This is a genomic window from Nonomuraea sp. NPDC050691 (assembly GCF_040654455.1).
In the GTDB taxonomy this organism is placed as follows: Bacteria; Actinomycetota; Actinomycetes; order Streptosporangiales; family Streptosporangiaceae; genus Nonomuraea.
This window is the reverse complement of sequence record NZ_JBFAIA010000090.1, coordinates 1-24,546: the sequence shown is the minus strand read 5'-3', so window position 1 is coordinate 24,546 and position 24,546 is coordinate 1. Positions and strand designations below refer to the sequence as shown.

The following is a 24,546-nucleotide window of genomic DNA, read 5'->3' as shown; positions in this document are numbered from 1 at the left end:
GCGGCGCCCTGCCCGCGGCCCGGGCCGTTCGGTCAGCGGGCGCGCAGGACCACGATCGCGAGGTCGTCGGCGCTCGGCTCGCTGGCGAAGTCGGCGACCCCCCGGCGGATGCGCTCCGCCACGGCTCGCGCCGACAGTCCGGCGCACTCGGCCAGCAGCTTCGCCAGGCCCCCGTCGTCGTCGAGCAGCCGGCCGCCCGAGCGGCGCTCGGTCACGCCGTCGGTGACCGCGAGCAGCACGTCGCCGTGGTCGAGGTGCACGGTGTCGGCCTCGAACACCACCTCGGGGAAGACGCCCAGCAGCGACTGCGGGGTGGTCACCGTCTCCACCTCGCCGCTCGCCTTGAGCCGCAGCGCCTCGGGATGGCCGGCCGACACCATCCGGATCTCCAGGCCCGTCGGCGCCGGCGTGATGTCGCCGTGGAGCAGGGTCAGGAACCTGGCCCGCTCGCCCTCCTCCAGGATCGCCTGGTTGAGCCGGCCCAGCACCGCGGCCACGCCGTACCCCTCACGGGCGAGCAGCCGCAACGTGTGGCGGGCCAGGCCGGTCACGGCCGCCGCCTCCGGGCCGGTGCCGCACACGTCGCCGATCGCGAAGCGCCACGAGTCGTCGCCGGCCTTGAACAGGTCGTAGAAGTCGCCGCCGACCTCGTTGAACTCGCCGGCCGCCTCGTAGATGACGCCGTAGTCGAGGCCGGGCACCTCGGGCTCGTTGGGCGGCAGCAGGCTGCGCTGGAGCGCCCGGTTGGCGGCGGCCTGCTGCGCGTACAGGCGGGCGTTGTCCATGGCGAGCGCGGCGCGCCTGCCGATGTCCTCGGCGAGCTGGATGACCTCGTCGGGGAACCGGTCGGAGCGGCCCAGGAACATCACGCCGAGGCCGCGCCCGCGCGCCGTCAGCGGGACCGTGAGCACCTGCGAGTCGGCCAGGTGCATGATGGACGGCCGCGCCTCGGCCGCCTCCACGTCGACGCCCTCCAGGTCCTGGCGCAGCCCGTCGATGCGGGCCTCGTCGGCGTGCCAGACGTAGACCAGGCGCATGGCGCCGTCGATGTGGTCGGAGGTGTAGACGGCGCACCAGCTCGACAGCCTGGGCACCACGACCTGGGCGATGATGGCGGGCACCATGTCGGGGTTGAGCGTGCCCGCGAGCAGGTCGCTGGCGTCGGCCAGGAACCCCAGCCAGTGCGGGCCGCGCGAGGTCTCGGCGGGCCTATCGGGTAGGACTGTTTCCGTGGAGCCGGGTAGCGTGAGACGTGCCCAGTGGACGTGCCCGTCGCGAGAGAAGGTGATCCCCCATTCCGCCACCGTCACAGAGGGGGCCTTCGGATCGCCCTGGGGGGCGTTGCGCTGCTTCAGCTCCACCTGGACGGCGTCGCCGTGGTGCTTCCACACCACCTCGAACGGCACGTCGACGACCTGCTCCGCCAGATCACCCGTGACCTGTTCGGCGGTGTGCAGCAACAGCCCGCCGACGGCCCACGCGGTCATCACCTCACGCGTGAACCGCATCGCGGCCGGCACAGCGGTCTCTCCGGGCGCGAACGTGGCGGCGAGCACCGCCTGAGGAGAAGCAGTCATCCCATCGTGCCTACCACACTTCCCACTGACTTGGGGTAAATCCAAGGACAGGACTACGAGCTACACAACGTGACAGACTTGAACCACTCAAGCGGCACCCCGCGCGTCAAGGAGGGCCTATGACCACGGTCAGGACCGCACCCGTATCCGAGGAGAAGGTCTACAGCGAGGCCGATCTCGTCCCCATCCTGGAGACGCTCTTCTCCTGGCGCGACGGCGACTTCCGGCGTCGGGTGCCCCACGCCAAGCCGGGCATCCTGAGCGAGGTCCGGCTGCTCCTCAACGAGGTGGCCGACCGCCGTGAGCATCTGGCCAACGAGCTCACCCGGGTGCGCAAGGAGGTCGTCAAGGAGGGCCGGTTCGGCGAGCGGCTGACGCCCGGCCCCGGCGTCGGCGCGTGGGCCGAGGGTGTGGAGTCGGTCAACATGCTGATCGACGCCCTGGTGAGCCCGGTCAGCGGCGCGGCCGACGTGATCGACGCCGTGGCCAAGGGCGACCTGTCGCGGCGCATCGACCTCGACCGGTCGGCCCGCGGCGAGGTGCGCCGCCTGGGCAAGGCGATCAACGGCATGGTGGAGCAGCTCGCCCTGTTCAACTCCGAGGTGACCAGGGTGGCGCGCGAGGCGGGCACGGAGGGCCGGCTGGGCGGCAGCGCCAACCTGCGCGGCATGTCCGGAAGCTGGCGCGACCTGACCGAGGCCGTGAACACGATGTCGTCGCGGGTGGCCGCGCAGGTGCGCGACATCGCCGTGGTGACCACCGCCGTGGCCAAGGGCGACCTGAGCCGCAAGGTGACGGTCGACGCCGTGGGCGAGATGTTCGAGCTGAAGAACACCGTCAACACCATGGTCGACCAGCTCTCCGGGTTCGCCGAGGAGGTCACCAGGGTGGCCCGCGAGGTCGGCACCGAGGGCCAGCTCGGCGGCCAGGCCCAGGTGACCGGTGTGTCGGGGGTCTGGAAGGACCTCACCGACAACGTCAACTTCATGGCCAACAACCTCACCAGCCAGGTGCGCAGCATCGCCACCGTGGCGACCGCGGTGGCCCAGGGCAACCTGTCGAAAAAGATCACCGTTGACGCGCAGGGCGAGATCCTCCAGCTCAAGGACACCCTCAACACCATGGTCGACCAGCTCTCGTCGTTCGCCGACGAGGTGACCCGAGTCGCCCGCGAGGTCGGCACCGAGGGCAAGCTGGGCGGCCGGGCCGAGGTCAAGGGCGTCTCCGGCGTCTGGAAGGACCTCACCGACAACGTCAACTCGATGGCCGCCAACCTGACGTACCAGGTGCGCAACATCGCCCAGGTGACCACGGCGGTCGCCAACGGCGACCTGACCCGCAAGATCGACGTGGACGCGCAGGGCGAGATCCTGGAGCTCAAGTCCACGATGAACACGATGGTGGACCAGCTCTCGTCGTTCGCCTCCGAGGTGACCCGAGTCGCCCGCGAGGTGGGCACCGAGGGCCAGCTCGGCGGCCAGGCCCAGGTGCGCGGGGTGTCGGGCGTCTGGAAGGACCTCACCGACAACGTCAACTCGATGGCCAACAACCTGACCTCGCAGGTGCGCCAGATCGCGGCCGTGTCGTCGGCCGTGGCCCAGGGCAACCTGTCCAAGAAGATCACCGTTGACGCGCAGGGCGAGATCCTCCAGCTCAAGGACACCCTCAACACCATGGTCGACCAGCTCTCGTCGTTCGCCGACGAGGTGACCCGAGTCGCCCGCGAGGTCGGCACGCAGGGCCAGCTCGGCGGCCAGGCGCGGGTGCAGGGCGTGTCGGGCGTCTGGAAGGACCTCACCGACAACGTCAACTTCATGGCCAACAACCTGACGTACCAGGTGCGCAACATCGCCGAGGTCACCACGGCGGTCGCCAACGGCGACCTCACCCGCAAGATCGACGTGGACGCGCAGGGCGAGATCCTCGCCCTGAAGACCACCATCAACCGCATGGTGGACCAGCTCTCGTCGTTCGCCTCCGAGGTGACCCGCGTGGCCCGCGAGGTGGGCTCGGAGGGCCAGCTCGGCGGCCAGGCCCGGGTCGAGGGCGTCGAGGGCACGTGGAAGCGCCTGACCGAGAGCGTCAACGAGCTGGCCGGCAACCTCACCACGCAGGTGCGCGCCATCGCGACCGTGACCAGCGCCGTGGCCCGGGGCGACCTGACCCGCTCGATCGCCGTCGAGGCCCAGGGCGAGCTGGCCGAGCTCAAGGACAACATCAACTCCATGGTGGCCAACCTGCGTGAGACCACGCAGGCCAACCAGGAGCAGGACTGGCTCAAGTCCAACCTGGCCCGCATCTCGCGGCTCATGCAGGGTCACCGCGACCTGTTCGAGGTGGCCAAGCTGACGATGAGCGAGCTGACGCCGCTCGTCTCGGCCCGCTACGGCGCCTTCTACAGCGTCGATCCCGAGGGCGACCACGAGCTGCTGCTGATCGGCGGCTACGGCGTGCGTCCCGACCGCGGCCCGCGCCAGCGCTTCGCGGTCGGCGAGGGCATCGTCGGCCAGGCCGCCGCCGAGGGCCGGCACATCGTGCTCGACGACGTGCCGCCCGGCTACATCACCATCGACAGCGGGCTCAGCTCCTCGACGCCGGCGCAGATCGTGGTGCTGCCGATCCTGTTCGAGACCCGCGTGCTGGGCGTGCTGGAGCTGGCCTCGTTCACGCCGTTCGGCGAGGTCCACCTCGACTTCCTGACGCAGCTCGTCGAGACCATCGGCGTCACGATGAACACGATCATCGCCAACTCCCGCACCGAGGACCTGCTGACCGAGTCGCAGCGGCTCACGCGCGAGCTCCAGGAGCGCTCCGACGAGCTCCAGCGGCAGCAGGAGGAGCTGCGCCGCTCCAACGCCGAGCTGGAGGACAAGGCGGCGCTGCTGGCCAAGCAGAACCGCGCGATCGAGATCCAGAACTTCCAGATCGAGCAGGCCCGCCGCACGCTGGAGGAGCGGGCCGAGCAGCTCGCCGTGTCCTCGCGCTACAAGTCCGAGTTCCTCGCGAACATGTCGCACGAGCTGCGCACGCCGCTCAACAGCCTGCTGGTGCTGGCCAAGCTGCTGACCGAGAACGCCGAGGGCAACCTGACGCCGCAGCAGGTCGAGTTCGCCCGCACGATCCACGGGGCCGGCTCGGCGCTGCTCCAGCTCATCAACGACATGCTCGACCTGTCCAAGGTCGAGGCGGGCCGCATGGACATCCACCCGATCCAGGTGTCGCTGCCGAAGATGGTCGACCTGCTGGAGGCGGCGTTCGCGCCGCTGGCCGCCGACAAGGGGCTGTCGTTCAGCGTGGACGTGGCGGGCGACGTGCCGAAGGAGCTGCGGGCCGACGAGCAGCGCCTGCAGCAGGTGCTGCGCAACCTGCTGTCCAACGCGGTGAAGTTCACCCCGCGGGGCGAGGTCAAGCTGCGGGTCGCGACCGCGCCGCCCGGGGTGGCCTTCGACGACGAGACGCTGCACGAGGCGCCCGACCTGCTCGCGTTCCAGGTGATCGACACCGGCATCGGCATCGCGCCGGACAAGCGGGAGCTGATCTTCGAGGCGTTCCGGCAGGCCGACGGCACGACCAGCCGCAAGTACGGCGGCACGGGCCTCGGCCTCGCGATCTGCCGTGACATCGCCCGGCTGCTGGGCGGCGAGATCCACGTGGACAGCGAGCTGGGCAAGGGCAGCACGTTCACGCTGTACCTGCCGGCCTCCTACAGCGGGCCGCTGGCCGCCGCCGAGGGCGACGCCACCCGCCGCCAGCTCATGACCACCCCGGTCGAGGAGCCGGCCGCGCCGGAGCCGCCGATGCCGATGGACCTGCCGGAGCTGGTCGAGACGCCGTCCGAGACGCCGCAGTGGCAGGGCGACGACCCGCTCAACGCCGCCAAGATCCTCATCGTGGACGACGACATCCGCAACGTGTTCGCGCTCACCAGCGTGCTGGAGCGGCACGGCTCGACGGTCGTCTACGCCGAGAACGGGCGGGAGGGCATCGAGCAGCTCGAACGCAACGAGGACGTCGCGCTGGTGCTGATGGACATCATGATGCCCGAGATGGACGGCTGGGCCACGACGTCGGCCATCCGCCGCATGCCGCAGTTCGCCGACCTGCCGATCATCGCGTTGACCGCTAAGGTCATGCGGGGCGATCGTGAGAAGAGCATCGCCTCGGGCGCGTCCGACTACGTGCCCAAGCCGGTCGACGTGGACCGTCTGCTCGAACGACTGCGCGGTTGGCTCAGCCGTGGGCGGGTGTCCACCACCACGGACCCAGCCGAAGGGGCGTGATCCATGACGGATCGAGCCAAGATCCTCCTGGTCGACGACCGAGAGGAGAACCTGATCGCCCTTGAGGCCATCCTGAGCTCGCTCGACCTGGTGCCGGTGCGCGCCCGGTCGGGCGAGGAGGCGCTCAAGGCCCTGCTCAACACCGAGTTCGCGCTCATCCTGCTCGACGTGCGGATGCCGGGCATGGACGGCTTCGAGACGGCCGCGCACATCAAGCGGCGCGAACGCACGCGCAACATCCCGATCATCTTCCTGACCGTGGTCGACAGCGCCCCCGACTACGCCTTCCGCGGTTACGCGGCGGGGGCCGTCGACTACCTCACCAAGCCGTTCGACCCGTGGGTGCTGCGGGCCAAGGTGTCGGTGTTCATCGAGCTGTACAACATGAACAAGCGGCTGGCCGAGCAGGCGGGGATGCTGCGCGAGCGGATGGCGGGCGAGCTGCCGCCGGGCACGGGCGATCCCGCGTCGGTCCTGCCGGAGCTGTCGCGGCGGCTGACCGCGGTGGAGGAGGAGCTGGGCCGGGTACGCGAACTGGCGCGCAAGTCGCAGGATCCGGCGCTGACGATCCCGCTGGGTGACCTGGCCGAGCGGGTGACCGCCCTGCGGGCCGGCTTCGACGCGCTGTCCTGACCTGCCGCTGTCGTACGACTCGTCCTGATATGTCCAGTTGCGGGCTTTGAAGTAAAACCGCGGACAATATCCCTCAACGTGCAGATTTGTGGGCTTTTCGGTTCTCTACAGTCGGAAGGATCCGATGCAGAGGAGAACCGATCTGATGCACGATGATGGCTTCCTCCGCGAGCTCGTCGCGATGAAGGACGAGATGGGCGTCGTATCGCTGTACGTGACCGCGGGCCCCCGCGTGGATCCGGGGATCCGGCCCGCCTGGGAGATCCGGCTGCGCGACGAGCTCGCCGCCATGCGCGCCCAGGTGGCGGCCTGGCCCGAGCGGATCCGGCGCTTCACCGTGCTGGAGCACCTCGACGCCCTCGAACCCGAGATCGACAGGCTCGTCGATCCGTCCGAGCCCGGGATCGGGCGGGCGCTGTTCGCCCCGGTCTGCTCGGACGAGATCCAGCGGACGTCGCTCCAGGTCCCCTTCGGCACATGCGCGGTGCTGGAGTCCACCGCGTACGTACGCCCCCTGCTCACCACGCTGGCCACCAGCGCGCCCGCCGGCGTGGCGGTCGTCCGCCGGGACGGCGTCCGGCTCATCGACTACCGGTACGGCAAGGCCGAGGACGTCTTCCGGTCCGCGTACGAGCCGGACACCGACGACTGGCGCGAGATGCGCGGACCCGCGAGGGCCGGCACGGACCAGCGTTCGTCGGTCCACCGCGACCTGTTCCGGCGGCGCGCCGAGGAGAACGTGGTGCGCCGCCTGTACGCGGTGGCCCCCGAGATCAGCAACCGGGTCGGCGCCCTGCATTGGGAGGACGTGCTGCTGGTCGGCGACCCGCGGCTCACCTCCGCGCTGGCGAACGCGCTGCGCCCGCTCGACCCGGTGCGGGTGGACAAGGTCGTCCCGGACGGGCCGGCCGCCGACGTGGTGGCCCGGGTCACGGAGGAGCTGGTCACGGTGCGCGTCCGCCGGGACGCCGAGCTGGTCCAGCGGGTCGTCGACACGACGCTGTCCGGCGGACGCGCCGTGCTCGGGCCGGCCCAGACGCTCGCGCTGCTCAACGAGGGACGGGTCGGCTGCCTGCTCGTGGACGAGAACGGGCACTGGCACGGCGAGCGGGGGCCCGACGGGTTCCTCTACCCGGCCGACCAGGTGCCGCGCGGCATGGTCACCACGGACGAGCCCGACCTCGGGGAGCGCATGATCGAACGGGCGCTGGAGAGCCGGGCCGAGGTGACGATCGTCCACGCCCACGCGGCGGGCGCCCTGGCGCCGTACGACGGGGTGGGCGCGCTGCTGCGCTGGTGAAAGTGGCGGGCTGCGCGTCCTTCAGGGCGGGGCCCTTCGGCAGCGGGGTGCGGCCTTGGCGGGGTGCGTCCTTCAGTGGCGGGCGCGTTCGAGGGCGTCCCAGAAGCCGCGGCGCAGGGCGTGGCGGACCTCGTCGTGCAGCAGGAAGTCGATCGGCAGCGACGAGCCCTGCAGCAGCCTGGCCTCCAGGTCGGAGGGCATGCGGGGCTTGCGCGCCAGCACGGCCTCCAGCCACAGCGCGGGCGCGTCACGCGCGACGGACTCGCCGAAGTCGTGGCCTTCGCGGTGCGCGGCCTTCACGGCGTCGGCCAGCGTGGTGGCCTGCGAGGTCGAGGGGGGCGTGGGTGGGGTGGACTGCGGGCCGGTGAAGGCGCCGAACGGCTGGTAGGAGCCGTTCGACGACTGCGCGGGCTGCGACGGCTGCTGGTAGGCGCCGTTGGACGGCTGCGCGGCGAACTGCCCGGTGGACGGCGTCTGCGGCGACGCCGGCTGCTGCGGGAGGGGCCCGGTCGCCGGGGCCTGGCTCGCCGGCTCCTGGTGGTAGTAGGTGGGCGACGGTGACGGCGTCGAGGACTGGCCGCGACCGGACGACGGCTGCCCCTCGGGCTGCGCCGGGGGCGTGGCGGGCAGCGCCGGGGACGGGGTCGTCGGCGGGGCGGCGTGGCTGCCGCTCGACTTGGGCGCGGGCAGCGGCGTGGGCAGGGACGAGGACGGCGGCGGCGCGGGCGGCAGCGAGTGGGTCGCGGCGTGCGCGGCGGCGTGGCCGTTGGAGAGCGGGTGGTGGCCGTTGGTGACCTCGCTGATGCCGGTCACCAGGTTGACGAACGGCCGCAGGTGGACGTTGCCCAGTTCGATGAGGTCGTCGCCCTCCTGGCGCAGGGTGCGCGAGACGGCCCAGCCGCCCTCGGTGGCGATGTGCACCACGGTCACCCGGATGCCGAGATCCTGCGCGTCGCAGACGACCTGGGCGAGGTCCTCGTCGCCGCTGACGACCACCGCGTCGCAGATGGCGTTGTTGCGGGCGAGCGTCATGAGGTCGCGGTGGACCTGGGCGTCCACGCCCTCGCGCCGGCCCGGCCGGATGCGGGACAGGCGCAGCTTGAGGCCGGGGATGTCGGCGAGGACGTCGTGCTCCGGGGTGCGGCGGCCCTCGACCGTCGCCTCGTACCAGTAGCAGCGCAGCAGCGGCAGCCCGGTGCGCTCCCGCGCGAGGTTGCTCATGAGCTGGAGCAGACCCGGGTAGTCCCACGCGACCGCCTCGCGATGACGGGTCCCATGCACGGCCATCGCGCCGTCGGCCAGCAGGTAGCCAGCGTCCACGAACAGCGCGCAGCGATCCACTGTGACACGGCCCCTTTCCTGATGGTCCGACCTCACTGGCTCTGCACCGTCAGAGCCGGACTGGCGGCCCTTTCTCAGGGTAGTGAAAGCGGGTGATCGTCCGAGGGTTAATCCCGACGATTCGCCACCGGCCCGGGCATACGCCAGATGATTCACGGAGACCGTACCAGTTTGTCCGGGTTTATGGTTACTGCCGCGTACGGGCACTGACAGCGGCAATTCCAAACAAAATCGCATCTTTCTCGCTGGTAATGGTGAGGGCGGGATCGTCACCGAGGTCCGTCTCGAAGGTGTCCACGTCCACCCCGAACGTCATGCCCGCGGCCCCGTCGGCGGAGCCGTCGAAGGGGTTGGCGGCGTCACGGTCGCCACCCTCCGGCACCAGCGGGCCGCCGCCGGCCGACACGGTGTCGCCGTCCAGCTCCGCGTCACCCTCCCACGTCACCAGCCGCACCCGCGCGGGGGCACGGCCCGACGTCCCGCCGGACGTACGGCCTGCCGCCCCACCGGGAGTACGGCTTGGCGTCGTCCCGCCGGACGTCACGCCTGGCGTCACGCCGGGCGTCGCAATGGAGGTCCCGCCGAGCGCCTCGCCGGGCGTCCCGTTGGACGTCTCGCCGAGCGTCCCGCTGGACGTCCCGCCGGGCATCGCTGTGGACGTCCCGCCGGGTGTCCTGCCGGGCGCCAGGCCGTCGAGCGGGAGCCGCAGCGAGGCGCTCCCCTCGCCGGTCGCGACGGCGCCGTCGAGGACGACCGTCCTGGTGTACGGCCTGGCGGGGTCGGTCGCGATGACCACGAGGCTCCACCCGGCGTGCCGGGACACCCCCGGCGCCATGGGCGCGTCGGCCGCCCACCACTCGCCCTCCCTCCTGGAGGCGGCCACCAGACCGGTGACGTCGGCGAACGCCTGGTAGGCCGGGCCCGACGGCAGCCTGGCGTCCTCCACCTGGTCCGGCCGCACCGGCTCGTACCTCCGGTGGCCCGGCGGCCTGAGCCGGATCGGCCCCGGTACGCTCCCTCCGGCCGACCAGTAGAGCCCCGCCCACACGATCCGGCCGCCGCGCGGCATGCGCAGGCGCGCGGCGCTGGAGGCGGCGGTGGAGCCGGTCCGGTCGGCGTCGAGCGGGACCATCGACCACAGGTCGTTGTCACGCCTGGCGCCCTCGCGCCGCCTCGCCGCGGTGCAGCCGGATTGGCCGCCGGGGCAGGTCAGCAGGGAGTTGCCGATCGCCATGACCGAGACCTTGCCCTCCGTGGCGAACCTCGCGGGCGCTCCCGCCGGCCGTACCCCCGTCGCGGCCCGGGCCGCCGTCCGCATCCGCCCGGCCCTGACCCGTACGGCCGGAGCCGCACCGTCCTCGGCGTCGGCGGCCACCTGGACGCGCAGGAACAGCACCGTGCTCTCACCGGCTCCCAGGGGGGTGCGTACGCACCGCGCCCCCTCCGGCACCGCCCGGCACGCCCACCTGGCGAGCGCGCCCCCCGATGGGCGGGGATCGGGGGATCTGCCGACCGGCCCCGGTGAGCCGGTGCCGTGACGGTGACGGCGCGTGGACGTCCCCCCGCCCGGCGCTCCCGCTCCGCCCGGTGTCGCTCTTGTGTCGAGGCCCGGTGTCGCTCTTGTGTCGAGGTCCGGTGTCGCTCTTGTGTCGAGGTCCGGCGGGGTTTTCGTGTCGGGGCTTGGCGGGGTTCTCGTGTCGAGGTCCGGCGAGGTGTCGAAGCCGGGTACGCCGCCGCGGCGTAGCAGGGCGCCGAGGTCCGGTGCCACTTCGCGCCCCTGCGTGCCACCGTGCTCCCGGGACCCGACGCGCCCCGAAGACCCGTCGGGGCCTGAAGACCGGTCGGGGCCTGGAGACCTGTCGGGGCCTGGAGACCTGTCGGGGCCCGAGGAGGCGTCACGGCCTGAGGAGGCGTCACGGCCTGAGGAGGCGCCGCTGCGGGCCGGGGACCCGTCCTCGGGCCGGGAGGCGTCGCGGGGCGGCGTGCGCGGTGGGGTACGGGGTGGCGTGCGTCGTGGCGGGGTGGTCGCCGGGCCGAGCACGGCGCCGTGTCCGCGGCTGCCCGGGGGCATCAGCGTGACGCCAGGAGGCAGGTCCACCATCGCCCGCACGCCCGCGCTCGGCCCGGTGCCGGAGTTGCGCAGCCGTATCGCCACGATGCCGGATCGGCCACGGATCAGCGCACCGAGCGGGTCGATCGTGGCGCGCAGGCGGGCCCTGCCCCCACCGGTCACGTCTCCCGGCTCCGGGCCGGGCGGTGAGATCGGGTCCGGCTCCACCACGGTCAGCGGCGACCGGTCGGAGCCGAGGGGGTGCGCCATGGGGGAGGTGGCGAGCCGTTCGGCCGCCTGGCGCCCGGAGGCGACGGCGAACGTCGTGGCGGCGGCGACGGCCACCGCCGCACCCCCTGCCACGGCCACCCGCCGGCTCGCCGCCACCCGCTGAAGCCAGTGGACCAGGCGCGGGCTCCGGCGCGCCCCACAGGCGCCGGCCTCCCACTCCCCGCCTCCACCGTCAGCGCCTTCCGCGTCATCGCCTCCCGCTCCGGGCCCCCCTCCGTCAGCGCCTCCCGCTCCCGGACCACCGCCGTCAGCGCCTCCCTCCGCATTCGCCCGGTCCGCCTCGGACTCCCAGAAGGCGAGGTCCTCTTCCTCCGCGCGCGCCGCCTCCTCCTTGTCCGCCGCGTCGCCGTCCGTCCCCCAGTACTCCGCCCCCCAGAACGCGGCCTCCTCGTCCGCGTGCCCGGGGGCGCCCGTCGTGCCCGACGGCCCCACGGGCTGAACGCCGGGCGGCGTCTCCTGGGAGCGGGGTGTCACCGTGACCCGGAGCAGCGCCGACATCGAAGACTCCGCCGGCCCCCGCGACGCCGGCCCCTGCGACGCCGGCCCCTGCGACGCCGAGCCCCGCGCCAGGTCCGCCGCGTACTCGGGGAAGGCCGGGCCGACCAGCAGGGGCCCGATCACCACCCGGAGCCCCGCGCTGATGTCCGTGAGCTCGGTCAGCACCGCGTGGCAGCGCGCGCAGCCGCCCGCGTGCGCCGCCACCGTCCTGGAGTCGCGCCGCGACAGCCCGCCCCGCACGTGCGCCGCCATCCTGCCCAGCACCGGCACGCACGCGGGGGCGGGTGAGGCGGACAGGTACAGCCGCATGTACGCCTGTCTCAGCCCCTCACGAGCCTGGTAGGCCAGCGGGGACACCTCGTCCCGCGACAGTCCGAGCAGCGGCGCCAGCTCGGCCGGCTCGGCACGCTCGACGTCCAGGTGCCAGAGCACCGCCCGCCACCGCTCCGGCAGCGACAGGAACGCCCGGGCGAGCATGGACCTCTCCAGCCCCGCGAGCGCCGGGTCGACGAACGGCACGGCCGGGTCGAAGGGCTCGTCGAGCGTCACCTGGCGGCTCTCGATCCGGGCCCGGTCGTGGACCGTGCGCCGCACCACGGTCAGCAGGTAGGCGCGGAAGGCCTCCCCCGGCCCGCCGCCCCGTCCGACCAGGTCGAGGATGCGGGTGAACGCCTCGGCCACCACGTCGTCCACCTCCGCCTCCCCGCGTACGAGCCGGCGGGCCAGCACGCGGGCGGCGAGGGCGTGACGCTCGTGGAGCAGGCCGTAGGCGGCGGCGTTGCCCGCTCTGACGGCTTCGAGGAGCTCGGTATCGCTCTGCGGTGATTCGATACACATGGTCACCTCGTGATTACGAAATGTTGCCTCGCCGAGTCATTCCGCAGCCACGGGCGTGCCCAAACCCCGGACGCGCCTTTACGTCCGGACCGGAGGGAGCGCGTCCTGATCAGGCCCCTAAGCTTGGGCGCATGACGGATCGCGACGACCTGCTGGCCGAGATCGAGAACAAGGCCGTGGTCCACGGCAAGGTGGTGCTCTCCTCCGGGAAGGAGGCCGACTTCTACCTGGACCTGCGCCGCATCACGCTCGACGCCGTCGCGGCGCCGCTCGTGGGCAGGGTGATGCTGGACCTCACCGAGGACCTCGGGTACGACGCCGTGGGCGGGCTCACGCTGGGCGCCGACCCGGTGGCCGCCGCGATGCTGCACGCGGCGGCGGCGCGGGGGCGCAGGCTGGACGCGTTCGTGGTGCGCAAGGCGCAGAAGGTGCACGGCCTCCAGCGCCGCGTGGAAGGCCCCGACGTGAAGGGCCGGCGCGTGCTCGTGGTCGAGGACACCTCGACGACCGGCGCGTCGTCGATGACGGCCGTGGAGGCCCTGCGCGAGGCGGGCGCCGAGGTGGTGGCGGTGGCCACGATCGTCGACCGCGGCGCGGCCGCGCGCATGGCCGAGGAGGGGCTGGAGTACCGCACCGCGTACACGCTCTCCGACCTGGGCCTCTGAGCGATCCGGTCAAGGGCTCTGAACGGGCCGCGCTCACCGGGCGGAGGCCGTGAACCCCCGGCGGCCGCGTCAGGGCGCCTTGACCGTGAAAGCCTCGCGCTCACCCGCCTTGCCCTGGGCGCGCGGCCTGCCGTTCTCGCTGACCCGGACCGTGGCCGCGTCGGCGAGCACCACGTCGAGCTCGGGCTCGAAGTAGCGGACCTCCTCGCCCCGGGTCATGTCGCGGTACTGCAGCACGTCGCCGCCCGGCACCCGGACCGTGACGAGGGGGCAGGTGTCGGCCACGCACTCGAGGCGCACGGTGGGCACCTGAGCGCTGGCCGTCGGCTCGGCGGTGGCGCGCTGCGGCTCGGCCCGCTCAGGGGTGTCGAGCGACAGGAACAGCGCGCGCCCGCCGATGACGAGAAGTGTCGCGACCCCGGCGACCGCGAGAACGGCGGCCGCGAGGCGGGCGAGGCCCATCGGATCTGACCTGTGGCGTCCCACACACCGGAGAGTACCCCCGGGAGAGGCCGGTTCCGGTTACGGGCCGTCGGGGCTCGTGGGGATGCGGTGGTGCTTGCCCGTGGGCACCGGCGCGGCCTTGGGGGCCCTGCGCCGCTTGATCACCTCGAAGATGATGGGGATCAGCGAGATCAGCACGATGAGGAAGACGCCCGGCAGGATGAACTTGTCGATCTGCTTGGGGTCGACCTTGTTGCCGAGGAAGTGGCCGAGCAGCAGCAGGCTCTCCACCCACACCACGCCGCCGATGACGTTCCAGACGAAGAACCGTTTGGCGGGCATCTCCAGAACGCCGGCGACCGGGTTCATGAAGGTGCGGACGATGGGCACGAACCTGGCCAGCACCACGGCCTTGGCCGGGCCGAACTTCTCGAAGAACTCCTCGGCCCGTACGACGTGCTCGCGCTTGAACAGCCGTGAGTCGGGCTTGTCGAACATCCTCCGCCCGAACCTCGCCCCGAGGAAGTGCCCGAGCTGGGCGCCCGCGACGGCGCACAGCGGGGTGCCGATCAGCAGCACCGGGAAGGACAGCGGCTCGATCCCCATGCCGACGGCCACGGACCCGGAGCTGAAGATCCCGGCCGCGACCAGCAGCGAGTCGCCCGGCAGGAAGAAGCCGAGCAGCAGACCCGTCTCGGCGAAGATGATGGCCAGAACGCCGATCGTCGCGAAGGCGCCGAGAATGGTGAGCCACCACGTCGGGTCGAGAAGATTCAAGAGCGAGTCCACAGGCTGAGCCTACCTGTAGCAGGGGGGCTCGACGGGTGACGCGCGAGGCGTTGTCACTACCACGCCGGGTAGCGGACGGTAATACTGGGCAACGCGCAGCCTTACTTCTCAGGGAGATGAATCATGCCGATAGCTACTCCAGAGATCTACGCAGAGATGCTCGACCGGGCCAAGGCCGGCGGATTCGCCTACCCGGCCATCAACGTGACCTCCTCCCAGACGCTCAACGCCGCGTTGCGCGGTTTCGCCGAGGCCGAGAGCGACGGCATCGTTCAGGTCTCCACGGGCGGCGCCGAGTTCCTGTCGGGCGCCACGGTGAAGGACATGGTGACGGGCGCGACGGCGCTGGCCGAGTACGCCCGGGTGGTGGCCGAGAAGTACCCGGTGACCGTGGCCTTGCACACCGACCACTGCCCGAAGGACAAGCTGGACGGCTTCATGCGGCCGCTCATCGACGTCTCCCTGGAACGCGTCTCGCGCGGCCTCGACCCGCTCTTCCAGTCGCACATGTGGGACGGCTCGGCCGTGCCGCTGGAGGAGAACCTCGAGATCGCGCAGGATCTCCTGGAGAAGTGCGCGCGGGCGAGGATCATCATGGAGATGGAGATCGGCGTCGTCGGCGGCGAGGAGGACGGCGTCGTCGGCGAGATCAACGAGAAGCTGTACACGACGCCCGGCGACGCGCTGGCCACGGCGGAGGCCGTCGGGCTCGGCGAGCGGGGCCGCTACCTGCTGGCCGCCACGTTCGGCAACGTGCACGGCGTCTACAAGCCGGGCCACGTCAAGCTGCGGCCGGGCGTCCTCAAGGAGCTGCAGGACGCGGTGGGCGCCAAGTACGGCAAGGACAAGCCGTTCGAGCTGGTCTTCCACGGCGGCTCAGGCTCGTCGCTGGAGGAGATCCACGAGGCCATCTCGTACGGCGTGGTGAAGATGAACATCGACACCGACACGCAGTACGCCTTCACCCGGCCGATCGCCGACCACATGTTCCGCAACTACGACGGCGTGCTCAAGGTCGACGGCGACGTCGGCAACAAGAAGGCCTACGACCCGCGCTCGTACGGCAAGTCCGCCGAGGCCGGCATGGCCGCCCGCGTGGTCGAGGCGTGCGAACACCTGAAGAGCGCTGGGACGAAGATCTCCTAGCCACGTCCGGGGCCCGGCGGGTATGACTTGTCCTATGGACAACCTTCTCGCCGGGCCGCCCCCGACCTACCTGCCGGACCTGCCCGAGGCCAGGGAGGCGCTGGAAGCCGGGGCCAAGCCCTCCGACGTGGCCGCCCGCTTCCCCGCCTTCCCGGCGGCCTGGGCCGCCCTCGCGGAGGAGTACTTCGCGCAGGGGCACGCCGTCACCTCCTACGCCTTCGCCCGCACCGGCTACCACCGCGGGCTCGACCAGCTGCGCCGCAGCGGCTGGAAGGGACACGGGCCGATCCCGTGGGAGCACGAGCCCAACCGCGGCTTCCTGCGCTGCCTGTACGCGCTGGCCAGGGCCGCCCAGTCCATCGGCGAGAAGGACGAGGCCGAGCGGTGCGTGCAGTTCCTCAAGGACAGCGACGAGGCCGCCTACGACGCGCTGACGGCCGGGTAGCCCCCTTGGGACAGACAGGCACAGTCGGGTAGTCTCTGCACGCAAGAGCCCCTGTCGCGCTTGCGCCAGGGGTTTCGTTTTGTGCTCGGGAGACTAGAACCATGCCGGCTGTCGTTCTCGTGGGCGCCCAGTGGGGCGATGAGGGCAAGGGCAAGGCCACCGACCTGCTCGGAGGCGACGTCGACTACGTCGTCCGGTACCAGGGTGGCAACAACGCGGGCCACACCGTGGTCATCGGCGACCAGAAGTACGCTCTGCACCTGCTGCCCACGGGGATCCTGTCCCCCGACGTGGTGCCGGTGATCGGCAACGGCGTGGTCATCGACCCACGCGTGCTGCTGGACGAGATCGACGGGCTGGCCGCCCGCGGCATCTCGGCGGAGCGCCTGCTGATCTCGGCCAGCGCGCACCTGATCATGCCCCACCACCGGGCCCTGGACAAGGTCACCGAGCGCTACCTCGGCAAGGCCAAGATCGGCACGACCGGGCGCGGCATCGGCCCCGCGTACGGCGACAAGATCTACCGCATGGGCGTGCGCGTGCAGGACCTGCTCGACCCGGGCATCCTGGCCAAGAAGATCGATGTCGCCCTGACCGAGAAGAACCAGGTGCTGACCAAGGTCTACAACCGGCGCGGCATCGAGCCGGAGCGGGTCCTGGAGGAGTACCTCGGCTACGCCGAGCGGCTCAAGCCGCACATCGCCGACACCTCGCTGGTGCTTTCGAACGCGCTGGACGAGGGCAAGCTCGTGCTGCTCGAGGGCGGCCAGGGCACGCTGCTCGACATCGACCACGGCACCTACCCGTTCGTCACCTCGTCCTCGCCCACCTCGGGCGGCGCGTGCGCCGGCTCCGGCATCCCGCCGACCCGGCTGACGAAGGTCATCGGCATCCTCAAGGCGTACACGACCCGCGTGGGGTCGGGCCCGTTCCCGACCGAGCTCGAGGACGAGATGGGCGACTGGCTGCGCACGACCGGCGGCGAGTACGGCGTGACCACCGGCCGCAACCGCCGCTGCGGGTGGTTCGACGCGGTCATCGCCCGGTACGCCACGCGCATCAACGGCGTGACCGACTTCTTCCTCACCAAGCTGGACGTCCTGTCGGGGCTGGAGCGGATCCCGGTCTGCGTGGCGTACGAGGTGGACGGCGTGCGGCACGAGGAGATCCCGATGACGCAGACCGACTTCCACCACGCCAAGCCGATCTACGAGGAGCTTCCCGGCTGGCAGGAGGACATCACGGGGGCCAAGACCTTCGAGGACCTGCCGGTCAACGCCCAGGCGTACGTCCGGGCGCTGGAGGAGATGAGCGGCGCCCCGATCAGCGCGGTCGGCGTGGGCCCGGCGCGTGACGCCACCCTGGTCCTGCGCCCGCTGACCTGACGACCCGGCGGACAGCTCCGCCGGGGTCTATCCGGCGGTGAGGACCGCGGCGGTCATGGGCGTGTGGACGGCCCAGCCCAGGGTCTCGTAGAGCGAGCGGCCGGCGGGGGTGGCGACGAGCACCCCGTCGGCGGCGCCGCCCGCCGCGGCGGTCGCCGTCAGGGCTCGCATGACGATGGTGCCGAGGCCGCGCCGCCGGTGGTTCGACGCCGTCTCCACCTGGTCCACGACCGCCGTGGCGCCGGCGATGGCCATCTGCCCGCGCGCGGCCATCTCGCCGGCGGTGGTGAGCAGGCGCGCGACGGTGACGCCGGCGCGCGTGGTCACGGCCAGCGTGTAGCCGGTGGGCGCGGCCACGCCGGCGCGCGCGGCGGCCGTCATGCCGGTGACGCCCCGGGTCCGCGGTGGTGCGGGGTCGAGCGGGGCGGTCATCATGTACTCCGGCCCCTGCACGTCCCAGGACGGCGGCAGCCAGGGCGCGACCTCCTCCGGCGGCGCGCAGAGCTTCAGCCAGGTCCCGGGAACGCTCGGCAGGGCGGTGAGATGGCGCAGGGTGGCCGGGGTGGGCGCCGGGACGACGTGGCGGACCATGTGGCCGGGAAGGCCGACGTCCACGCGCAGGCCCCACGGCTCGCGTACCGGGGTGGGGGCGTTGCGGGAGACCACCCATCCGTCGACCCACGCCCGTACCGTCTCCGGCCGGACCGTTTTGAGAGCCCCCGTCATGGCGGTCAGCTTATTGCACGAAGATTGCCACTATCCAGGCAAAAAGGGCATGCGACGGCTCACATCGGGCCCCTACCCTCGACCCCATGGACATCCGCCGGGTCACCGCTTTCGAGGCCGTCGCGGCGGCCGGCCACCTCTTCGACGCCGCGCCACGCCGGGAGGCGACCACCAGGTTCCTGGCGGACGAGGGACACCACCTGCTCATCGCGTACGTGGACGGGACGCCCGCCGGGATGGTCACCGGGGTGGAGATGACGCACCCCGACAAGGGCACGGAGATGTTCCTGTACGAGCTCGGCGTGGACGAGAGCTTTCGCGGCCAGGGCATCGCGCGGGCCCTGGTGCTGGCCCTCGCCGAATTGGCCCGGGAGCGCGGCCTGTACGGGCTGTGGACGGCCACGGGCAAGGACAACGAGCCGGCCCAGGCCACGTACTCGGGCGCGGGCGGCGACGCGGAGACGGACCAGGTGATCTACAACTGGACCTTCGACCGCCCGATCCCGTGATCTCCTCCGGATCCCCGCATCGATCTTCGCCGGCCTGATCTCGGGATATTGCCGACAAAAAGGATGCGGCGTGGCGGACGCGGGAAGGTGGCGGGCGCCCGGTAGGGTCCGGGTGTGCGCGTTGAGATACATGGCCATCGGGGGGCTAGGGGCCTCTGGCCCGAGAACACGTTGCCTGGCCTGAGCCGCACGCTGGAGCTCGGGGTCCACGCACTGGAGCTGGACGTCGCGCTCACCGCCGACCGGCGTCTGGTGCTCACCCACGACCTCACGGTCTCGGCCGTCACGAGCGCCGACACGCGGCCGGTGCGGGCCGGCGACCCGGCGTTCCCGTACGTGGGGAAGCCCATCAACACCCTCACGCTCGCCCAGCTGCGCACCCTCGACGTGGGCGTGCGGTTGCCGCGGCACCCCGACGACCCCTTCGCGATCACGCAGGTGCCGGTCCCCGAGACCCGCATGCCCACCCTGGGCGCGGTGCTGGGCCTGGTCAACGCCTACGAGGCCGACGCCGTACGCCTGCACGTCGAGCTCAAGTCCGACCCGACGCGGCCCGAGCTGACCGCCGACCCCGAGCTGTTCACCGGGCTCGTGATCGACGAGCTCGACCGGCACGGCCGGCTGGACAACGTGGCCATCCTCAGCTTCGACTGGCGCGTCATCACGCAGGCGGCCGCCATGGCGCCCGGCACGCGGCGTTTCGCGCTGATCGAGCCCGACACGCTGCACTGGAACGGCGACCTGGGAGACGACGTCCCCGCCGCCGCCCGCGCCGCCGGGGCCACCACGCTGTCGCCCGAGCACGTGATGGTGGACGAGCTCCTGATGTCGCAGGCGGCCGGGGCCGGGCTCGACGTGGCGGTCTGGACGGTCAACGACACCGAGCTGGGGGCGCGCATGCTCGACCTCGGGGTCTCGGGGATCGTGACCGACTACCCGGACCGGATGCGGGAGCTGTGGCGCGAGCGCGGCCTGCCGCTGCCCGGCCCGGTCGAGCCCCTGCGGCCCGTCTCCGTCTGACCGTTCTACGGCAGGACGGCGCCGACCCGCTTGACGGTGCGGATGACCGGGGACGTCTCCAGTTCCCGCACGCCGTCCAGGGGCGCGACCCGCTCGGTCAGGTACCGGTACAGGTCCTGGGTGTCCCGGCAGGTCACGCCGGCCATGAGGTTGCTCGGGCCGGTGATGGCCGCGGCCACGTCCACCTCCGGGTGCGCCGCCAGCGCCGCCCCGACCTCCGCCAGCCGCGACGGGCGCACCTTCATCCACAGCCACGCCTCCGCCCGGTAGCCGAGGGCCCGCGACGGGATCTCGACGTCGAACCTGAGCGCGCCGGCGCCGCGGAGCTGGTCGAGGCGCCGCCGTACCGTCGACTGCGAGCAGCGCCCGGCCGCCGCCAGCTCGCCGTACCCGGTCCGCCCGTCCTGGGCGAGCACCCGCAGCACCGCGCGGTCTTGCTCACCGAGGTCGACCGCCACCGCGCGCGACTCCGGTCGGGAGACCGCCGCCGCACGCGGCTCCTGTGGGGAGAGCGCCTGATGGGGGACGAAGCGGAGCCGGGCGGCCTGGTCCGCGGAGAGGACGGCGACGCGGCTGCGCCACCCCGCGTACATGTGGAGGGTCGCGTGCGCGGTCATGGCGACGAGGCGCGGCGTGCGCGGCAGCTTCTTCAGCAGCAGCTCCCCGCCGTCCTCGCCGGCCGCGTGGACGCCGCAGACGATCTCGGTGCCGCCGGACGTCAGCCGCACCCACACCGTGTCGTCACGGCGGGCCAGCGCCTCGGCCACGGGCCCGGCGGCGTCGGGCGTGCAGACGAGCCGGACCGCCCAGGAGGTGTGCCCGTACAGGGTGCCGTCGAGGACGCCGACGACGCGTAGCAGGCCCTCCGCGCGCAGCCTCCGGTAGCGCCGGGCGATCGTGTGCTCGGAGACGCCCAGGATTTCGCCGATCCGGTTGAACGCGGCTCGCCCGTCGAGCTGCAGGGCGTGCACGAGAGCGAGATCAATGTCATCCAGAGAGCCGCTTTTCTCCATATTTCATGATTTCACGCTGGAATTCAGCACTCAACTGCCTCTGAGGTGCGTCACCCGCCTTGCCGGGACCATCGTTGCGGCATGAGCACTTACCTGGTTTTCGGTTCCACCGGCAACGTCGGCCGGAGGGTCGTCGAGCGGCTCTCCTGGTCGGGCGCCACCGTGCGCGCCACCAGCCGCCGCCCCGAGTCGGCCCGGCTGCCCGAGGGGGTCGAGGTGGTCGCCCCCGACCTGACCGCGCCCGGCGTCATGGACGACGTCGAGGCGGTGTTCCTGATGTGGCCGTTCCACTCGGACGAGCAGGCGGCCCCGTACGTCGACGCGATCAAGCGCGGCGCGCGCCGCGTCGTCTTCATGACCGGCGGCGGGGTGCGTCCCGGGCTGGCGCCCGAGGAGCAGCCGAACCCGGTCGCCCGCTGGCACGCCACCGTCGAGCACCTGCTCCAGCAGTCGGGCATGGAGTGGACGGTGCTGAGCCCCAGCACGTTCATGGTCAACACCCTGTGGTGGGCCGACCAGATCAGGGCCGGCGACACCGTCCGGGGAGCGTACGGCTCGGTGGCGATGACGCCGATCCACGAGGACGACATCGCCGCGGCGGCGGTGAACGCGCTGACCGGCTCCGGGCACGCGGGACGCCGCTACACCCTGACGGGCCCGGAGGTGCTGACGCAGGCCGAGCAGGTACGGGTGATCGGCGAGGCCGTCGGCCGGCCCCTGCGCTGGCAGGAGCTCTCCCTGGAGGAGGAGCGGGCGCGGCTGCTGGCGGACCCGTCCTTCCCCGACTCGTTCGTGGACGAGCTGCTCGACGGGTACGCGAAGATGGCCTCGGCCCCGCCGCCGTCCGTCACCGGGACCGTCGAGGAGATCACCGGGACGCCCCCGGCCAGGCTCGCCGCGTGGGCCGTCGAGCACGCCGCCGCGTTCGAGCGGTTCCTGCCATGAGGAGACCGGCCCACCGTCGTGAATCCCGCGGGCGGGGCGACGAGCACGCCGTGGCCGGGTCTTCGCGTGGCGCGGTCAGCACAGGGTCGCGGTGACCCGGGAGGTGACGTCGACGGGACGTACGTGCCCTCGATGACGCACTGGCGGCGTTCGTCGCCGACGACGGTGCGCCGCACGCAGGCGGGCGGCTCCACCGACGCGACCAGGCCGGGTGGGCCGGCGAGGCAGACGTCCCACTCGGCCTGGACGCCGGAGGTGCTGATGCTGGTGGACCTGCGTCGCCGCCGGGCGGCGCCGGACTGGGAGACTCGCCATATTGGGAAGTACGTACTAATCTTTCTTCTTACTATGAAGGACGTATACAACTACGACCGCGACCCCGACGGGTCCCTCTATGACCCCCGGGTCAGGGCCGCCATGACCGGCTTCGCGGGCGGCGACCGCGACGACCTGCTCGCCTTCGAGGCCGGCGCCGCCGTCCGCACCGCGTACCACTCCGTCGAGCGCATGCGCGCCCACGGCTCCCAGGGCCGGGGAGTCAGCGCGGGCGCGCTCGACCTGCTGATCCGCCTGAACGGCGGCGACCAGGGCATCAGCATCGGCGACCTGGCCAGGGCCGCCGGGGTCAGCTCCCGCAACGTCACCGGCCTGGTGGACACCCTGGAGAACGACGGCCTGGTCCGCCGCGTCCCCGACCCGGACGACCGGCGCTCGGTCCTGGCGGAGATCACGCCCGCCGGCCGGGCCTGGATCGAGGCGTTCCGCGAGCCGTCACGGCTCGCCATGCGGGCCATGTTCCAGGGCTTCTCCCCCGAGGAGCTGGTCGCCTTCCGCGACCTGTGCCTCCGCCTGGCCGCCAACCAGAGCCGCATCCTCTCCCGGCTCGGACACGACAGCCTCCCCCGGACAGGACAGCAGCCATGACCACGACCGCCGAGGAGCGGACCCGGCACACCGTCCGCGGCTACCACGAGGCCCGCTTCAAGGGCGACGTGGCCGCGGCGGCGGAGCACCTGGGAGAGCCGTTCCGCTTCCAGAGCCCGTTCATCACCTCGGACGACCGGGAAGGGCACCTGGCCACCCTGCCGGGGTTCGTGTCGATCGTGACGGGCGTCGACCTGATCAGCGAGCTGTACGGCGACGCGGAGGCGACGCTCGTGTACGACGTGCACACCGCGACACCCGTCGGCACCCAGCGCACGGCCGAGCACTTCCGCCTCGTCGACGGCAAGATCGTCTCGATCGCGCTCATCTTCGACGCCGCACCGTGGCAGCCGATGAAGGCCCACATCGAGACCTGAGGCCCGGGGGCGTACCGACAGCTACGCGCCCTGCCTCAAGAACTCGCGCGCGCCCCGCAGTTTCGTCCTCAGCAAGCGCTGCGTCGCCGTGCAGTCCAGCCGCACGTCGAGCGGGCCGGGCACGTCCGTGTCCGCCCGCCGGCCGCGTGCCAGGCGCGACGGATCGAGCCCGTCACGGCGCGCGACGAGACAGCCGAGCTCGTACCGGCTCACCGCGTCGGCCCCGGCCACGTGATGAATCCCCTGACGCCCCGCCCCGGCGAGTTCCAGAAGGGCCGCGGCCAGATCGCCGACGTGCACCGGGCAGCGTACGTCGTCCGTGAACAGCACGCCCTGTCTGCGGCCCGCCGCCAGCGCGTGCACGAAGGACTCATGACCGGACCGGCCGCCACCGACGATCAAGGACGTCCGGGCGATCACCGCGCCCGGGACGATCGCCTGCACGGCCACCTCGGCCGCCGCCTTCGCCGCCCCGTACGGCGAGACCGGATCCGGCACGTGGTCCTCCGCGTAGGTGACCGCCTCCCCCGAGAAGACGGCGTCGCTGGACACGTGCACCAGCCGCCCGCCGATCGCCGCCACCGCGAGGGCCACGTGAGCGGCGCCGCTCGCCGTCGCCGTCCAGTCGGCCTTGCTGTACGCGGGGTTGAGGACGACGTCCGGCTCCAGCGCGGCGATCAGATCGGCGACGGCCGCGCGGTCACGGACGTCGAGAGGGGACCAGCCGACGCCGGAGACCGTTCCGGGTCGGGACAGGAAGGTGGCCGCCACCGTATGGCCCTCGGCGAGAGCCCGCCGGGCCAGCTCACCGCCGAGAAAGCCGCTGCCGCCGACGATGAGCAGCCGCATGGGCGGTCACCTGTCCTTCCATCACATGTCCGGGCGTCGCCCATCATGATGGCGGCATGGGGCCGGATGTACGTCGTCCGGCGACCGATCGACCGGGGACGGCCGATCTGCGGCGATTCGACGGGGGTCCGGGGCGGCTGGTCAGCGCGCCTGGAGTCGCACCCGGGTGGATACGCGGGAAGCGGGCGCATCCCGGCGGACCCTCATGATGAGACCGGCCGCGGCGTGCTGGTCCACTCGCACGTCGGCCGCAGGAGCGGTCACAGGCTGCGGGCGGTGATGTCGCCGTTGGAGGTGGTGGCGTGGATGTCGAGTTCGGCGGTGCCGTCGTTCTTGAGGGCGTTGGTGACGCGGCCGTGGGTGGTGCCGGCGTCCAGGGCGGCCGAGACGCCGCTGGCGGCGCTGATGGAGATGTCGCCGGACAGGGTGCTGAGCACGACCTTGCCGCCGGTGGCCTCGGCGATGCGGATGTCGCCGCGTGCGGTGCTGATCTCCGCGGGGC

At 72.2% G+C, this 24,546-nt stretch carries 21 protein-coding genes; 12 read left to right on the top strand and 9 right to left on the bottom strand.

Going from position 1 to position 24,546, the window contains the following annotated elements:
• Positions 1 to 32: 32 nt before the first annotated feature.
• Complete coding sequence (locus AB0H81_RS27430) at positions 33 to 1,577, bottom strand: GAF domain-containing SpoIIE family protein phosphatase (protein ID WP_358380313.1); 1,545 nt, start codon at positions 1,575 to 1,577, stop codon at positions 33 to 35.
• 119 nt (positions 1,578 to 1,696) lie between these two features.
• Here AB0H81_RS27430 and AB0H81_RS27425 point away from each other — a divergent pair, with 119 nt between their 5' ends.
• The 3 genes from AB0H81_RS27425 (at position 1,697) to AB0H81_RS27415 (ending at position 7,790) form a co-directional block, all read left to right on the top strand.
• A complete protein-coding gene (locus AB0H81_RS27425; protein WP_358380311.1) occupies positions 1,697 to 5,857 on the top strand; it encodes a HAMP domain-containing protein in 4,161 nt (1,386 codons plus the stop codon).
• Between the two features lie 3 nt (positions 5,858 to 5,860).
• Positions 5,861 to 6,490, top strand: a complete 630-nt coding sequence (locus AB0H81_RS27420; protein WP_358380309.1) for a response regulator — start codon at positions 5,861 to 5,863, stop codon at positions 6,488 to 6,490.
• A 145-nt stretch (positions 6,491 to 6,635) separates the two neighbouring features.
• Positions 6,636 to 7,790 (top strand): VLRF1 family aeRF1-type release factor, encoded by a 1,155-nt coding sequence (locus tag AB0H81_RS27415; RefSeq protein WP_358380307.1) that lies wholly within the window; start codon positions 6,636 to 6,638, stop codon positions 7,788 to 7,790.
• A 72-nt stretch (positions 7,791 to 7,862) separates the two neighbouring features.
• On the opposite strand, the gene AB0H81_RS27410 is transcribed toward AB0H81_RS27415, so the two are convergent.
• Positions 7,863 to 9,131, bottom strand: coding sequence for an NYN domain-containing protein (locus AB0H81_RS27410; RefSeq protein ID WP_358380305.1), 1,269 nt, complete (start codon positions 9,129 to 9,131; stop codon positions 7,863 to 7,865).
• Positions 9,132 to 9,318: 187 nt separating this feature from the next.
• Entirely contained in the window at positions 9,319 to 12,807 is a 3,489-nt protein-coding gene (locus tag AB0H81_RS27405) for a sigma-70 family RNA polymerase sigma factor (RefSeq protein ID WP_358380303.1), read from the bottom strand.
• A gap of 131 nt (positions 12,808 to 12,938) precedes the next feature.
• Here AB0H81_RS27405 and pyrE point away from each other — a divergent pair, with 131 nt between their 5' ends.
• Positions 12,939 to 13,472, top strand: coding sequence for an orotate phosphoribosyltransferase (gene pyrE / locus AB0H81_RS27400; protein WP_358380301.1), 534 nt, complete (start codon positions 12,939 to 12,941; stop codon positions 13,470 to 13,472).
• Positions 13,473 to 13,541: 69 nt separating this feature from the next.
• Here pyrE and AB0H81_RS27395 read toward each other — a convergent pair whose 3' ends face one another.
• Together AB0H81_RS27395 and AB0H81_RS27390 are read right to left on the bottom strand one after the other, a co-directional pair.
• Complete coding sequence (locus AB0H81_RS27395) at positions 13,542 to 13,934, bottom strand: hypothetical protein (protein WP_358380299.1); 393 nt, start codon at positions 13,932 to 13,934, stop codon at positions 13,542 to 13,544.
• A gap of 60 nt (positions 13,935 to 13,994) precedes the next feature.
• Positions 13,995 to 14,705, bottom strand: coding sequence for a DedA family protein (locus tag AB0H81_RS27390; protein WP_358380298.1), 711 nt, complete (start codon positions 14,703 to 14,705; stop codon positions 13,995 to 13,997).
• 123 nt (positions 14,706 to 14,828) lie between these two features.
• Between AB0H81_RS27390 and fbaA the strand changes: the two genes are divergently transcribed.
• The 3 genes from fbaA (at position 14,829) to AB0H81_RS27375 (ending at position 17,681) form a co-directional block, all read left to right on the top strand.
• Positions 14,829 to 15,851, top strand: coding sequence for a class II fructose-bisphosphate aldolase (gene fbaA, locus AB0H81_RS27385; RefSeq protein ID WP_358380296.1), 1,023 nt, complete (start codon positions 14,829 to 14,831; stop codon positions 15,849 to 15,851).
• A 34-nt stretch (positions 15,852 to 15,885) separates the two neighbouring features.
• A complete protein-coding gene (locus AB0H81_RS27380; RefSeq protein WP_358380294.1) occupies positions 15,886 to 16,296 on the top strand; it encodes a DUF3151 domain-containing protein in 411 nt (136 codons plus the stop codon).
• A 101-nt stretch (positions 16,297 to 16,397) separates the two neighbouring features.
• Positions 16,398 to 17,681: an adenylosuccinate synthase gene (locus AB0H81_RS27375; protein WP_358380292.1), complete on the top strand. Its 1,284-nt coding sequence runs from the start codon at positions 16,398 to 16,400 to the stop codon at positions 17,679 to 17,681.
• A gap of 27 nt (positions 17,682 to 17,708) precedes the next feature.
• Here AB0H81_RS27375 and AB0H81_RS27370 read toward each other — a convergent pair whose 3' ends face one another.
• A complete protein-coding gene (locus AB0H81_RS27370) occupies positions 17,709 to 18,407 on the bottom strand; it encodes a GNAT family N-acetyltransferase (RefSeq protein WP_358380290.1) in 699 nt (232 codons plus the stop codon).
• A gap of 86 nt (positions 18,408 to 18,493) precedes the next feature.
• Between AB0H81_RS27370 and AB0H81_RS27365 the strand changes: the two genes are divergently transcribed.
• Together AB0H81_RS27365 and AB0H81_RS27360 are read left to right on the top strand one after the other, a co-directional pair.
• Positions 18,494 to 18,916, top strand: a complete 423-nt coding sequence (locus AB0H81_RS27365) for a GNAT family N-acetyltransferase (protein ID WP_358380288.1) — start codon at positions 18,494 to 18,496, stop codon at positions 18,914 to 18,916.
• A 114-nt stretch (positions 18,917 to 19,030) separates the two neighbouring features.
• Positions 19,031 to 19,936, top strand: a complete 906-nt coding sequence (locus tag AB0H81_RS27360; RefSeq protein ID WP_358380286.1) for a glycerophosphodiester phosphodiesterase family protein — start codon at positions 19,031 to 19,033, stop codon at positions 19,934 to 19,936.
• A 5-nt stretch (positions 19,937 to 19,941) separates the two neighbouring features.
• On the opposite strand, the gene AB0H81_RS27355 is transcribed toward AB0H81_RS27360, so the two are convergent.
• Complete coding sequence (locus AB0H81_RS27355) at positions 19,942 to 20,949, bottom strand: Lrp/AsnC family transcriptional regulator (RefSeq protein WP_358380284.1); 1,008 nt, start codon at positions 20,947 to 20,949, stop codon at positions 19,942 to 19,944.
• Positions 20,950 to 21,030: 81 nt separating this feature from the next.
• On the opposite strand from AB0H81_RS27355, the gene AB0H81_RS27350 reads away from it, so the two are divergent.
• From AB0H81_RS27350 to AB0H81_RS27340, 3 genes are all read left to right on the top strand, one after another.
• Positions 21,031 to 21,894, top strand: coding sequence for an NAD(P)H-binding protein (locus AB0H81_RS27350; RefSeq protein ID WP_358380282.1), 864 nt, complete (start codon positions 21,031 to 21,033; stop codon positions 21,892 to 21,894).
• Between the two features lie 132 nt (positions 21,895 to 22,026).
• A complete protein-coding gene (locus AB0H81_RS27345; RefSeq protein ID WP_358380280.1) occupies positions 22,027 to 22,818 on the top strand; it encodes a MarR family transcriptional regulator in 792 nt (263 codons plus the stop codon).
• Complete coding sequence (locus AB0H81_RS27340; protein ID WP_358380278.1) at positions 22,815 to 23,195, top strand: hypothetical protein; 381 nt, start codon at positions 22,815 to 22,817, stop codon at positions 23,193 to 23,195. The genes AB0H81_RS27345 and AB0H81_RS27340 overlap by 4 nt, the downstream gene beginning before the upstream one ends.
• 21 nt (positions 23,196 to 23,216) lie before the next feature.
• Here the strand turns inward: AB0H81_RS27340 and AB0H81_RS27335 are convergent, their stop codons facing one another.
• A complete protein-coding gene (locus tag AB0H81_RS27335) occupies positions 23,217 to 24,044 on the bottom strand; it encodes a sugar nucleotide-binding protein (protein ID WP_358380276.1) in 828 nt (275 codons plus the stop codon).
• A gap of 260 nt (positions 24,045 to 24,304) precedes the next feature.
• On the bottom strand, positions 24,305 to 24,546 hold a 242-nt coding region (locus AB0H81_RS27330), incomplete at its 5' end, for a DUF4097 family beta strand repeat-containing protein (RefSeq protein ID WP_358380274.1).

Bases quoted from the DNA above. Each gene is read 5' to 3' on its own strand.
- AB0H81_RS27415 (WP_358380307.1), top strand. From the start codon at position 6,636: ATGCACGATGATGGCTTCCTCCGCGAGCTCGTCGCGATGAAGGACGAG.
- pyrE (WP_358380301.1), top strand. From the start codon at position 12,939: ATGACGGATCGCGACGACCTGCTGGCCGAGATCGAGAACAAGGCCGTG.
- AB0H81_RS27335 (WP_358380276.1), bottom strand. From the start codon at position 24,044: ATGCGGCTGCTCATCGTCGGCGGCAGCGGCTTTCTCGGCGGTGAGCTG.
- AB0H81_RS27365 (WP_358380288.1), top strand. From the start codon at position 18,494: ATGGACATCCGCCGGGTCACCGCTTTCGAGGCCGTCGCGGCGGCCGGC.
- AB0H81_RS27340 (WP_358380278.1), top strand. From the start codon at position 22,815: ATGACCACGACCGCCGAGGAGCGGACCCGGCACACCGTCCGCGGCTAC.
- AB0H81_RS27395 (WP_358380299.1), bottom strand. From the start codon at position 13,934: ATGGGCCTCGCCCGCCTCGCGGCCGCCGTTCTCGCGGTCGCCGGGGTC.
- AB0H81_RS27350 (WP_358380282.1), top strand. From the start codon at position 21,031: ATGAGCACTTACCTGGTTTTCGGTTCCACCGGCAACGTCGGCCGGAGG.
- AB0H81_RS27425 (WP_358380311.1), top strand. From the start codon at position 1,697: ATGACCACGGTCAGGACCGCACCCGTATCCGAGGAGAAGGTCTACAGC.
- AB0H81_RS27355 (WP_358380284.1), bottom strand. From the start codon at position 20,949: ATGGAGAAAAGCGGCTCTCTGGATGACATTGATCTCGCTCTCGTGCAC.
- AB0H81_RS27420 (WP_358380309.1), top strand. From the start codon at position 5,861: ATGACGGATCGAGCCAAGATCCTCCTGGTCGACGACCGAGAGGAGAAC.
- AB0H81_RS27370 (WP_358380290.1), bottom strand. From the start codon at position 18,407: ATGACGGGGGCTCTCAAAACGGTCCGGCCGGAGACGGTACGGGCGTGG.
- fbaA (WP_358380296.1), top strand. From the start codon at position 14,829: ATGCCGATAGCTACTCCAGAGATCTACGCAGAGATGCTCGACCGGGCC.
- AB0H81_RS27405 (WP_358380303.1), bottom strand. From the start codon at position 12,807: ATGTGTATCGAATCACCGCAGAGCGATACCGAGCTCCTCGAAGCCGTC.
- AB0H81_RS27345 (WP_358380280.1), top strand. From the start codon at position 22,027: ATGACGCACTGGCGGCGTTCGTCGCCGACGACGGTGCGCCGCACGCAG.
- AB0H81_RS27430 (WP_358380313.1), bottom strand. From the start codon at position 1,577: ATGACTGCTTCTCCTCAGGCGGTGCTCGCCGCCACGTTCGCGCCCGGA.
- AB0H81_RS27380 (WP_358380294.1), top strand. From the start codon at position 15,886: ATGGACAACCTTCTCGCCGGGCCGCCCCCGACCTACCTGCCGGACCTG.
- AB0H81_RS27375 (WP_358380292.1), top strand. From the start codon at position 16,398: ATGCCGGCTGTCGTTCTCGTGGGCGCCCAGTGGGGCGATGAGGGCAAG.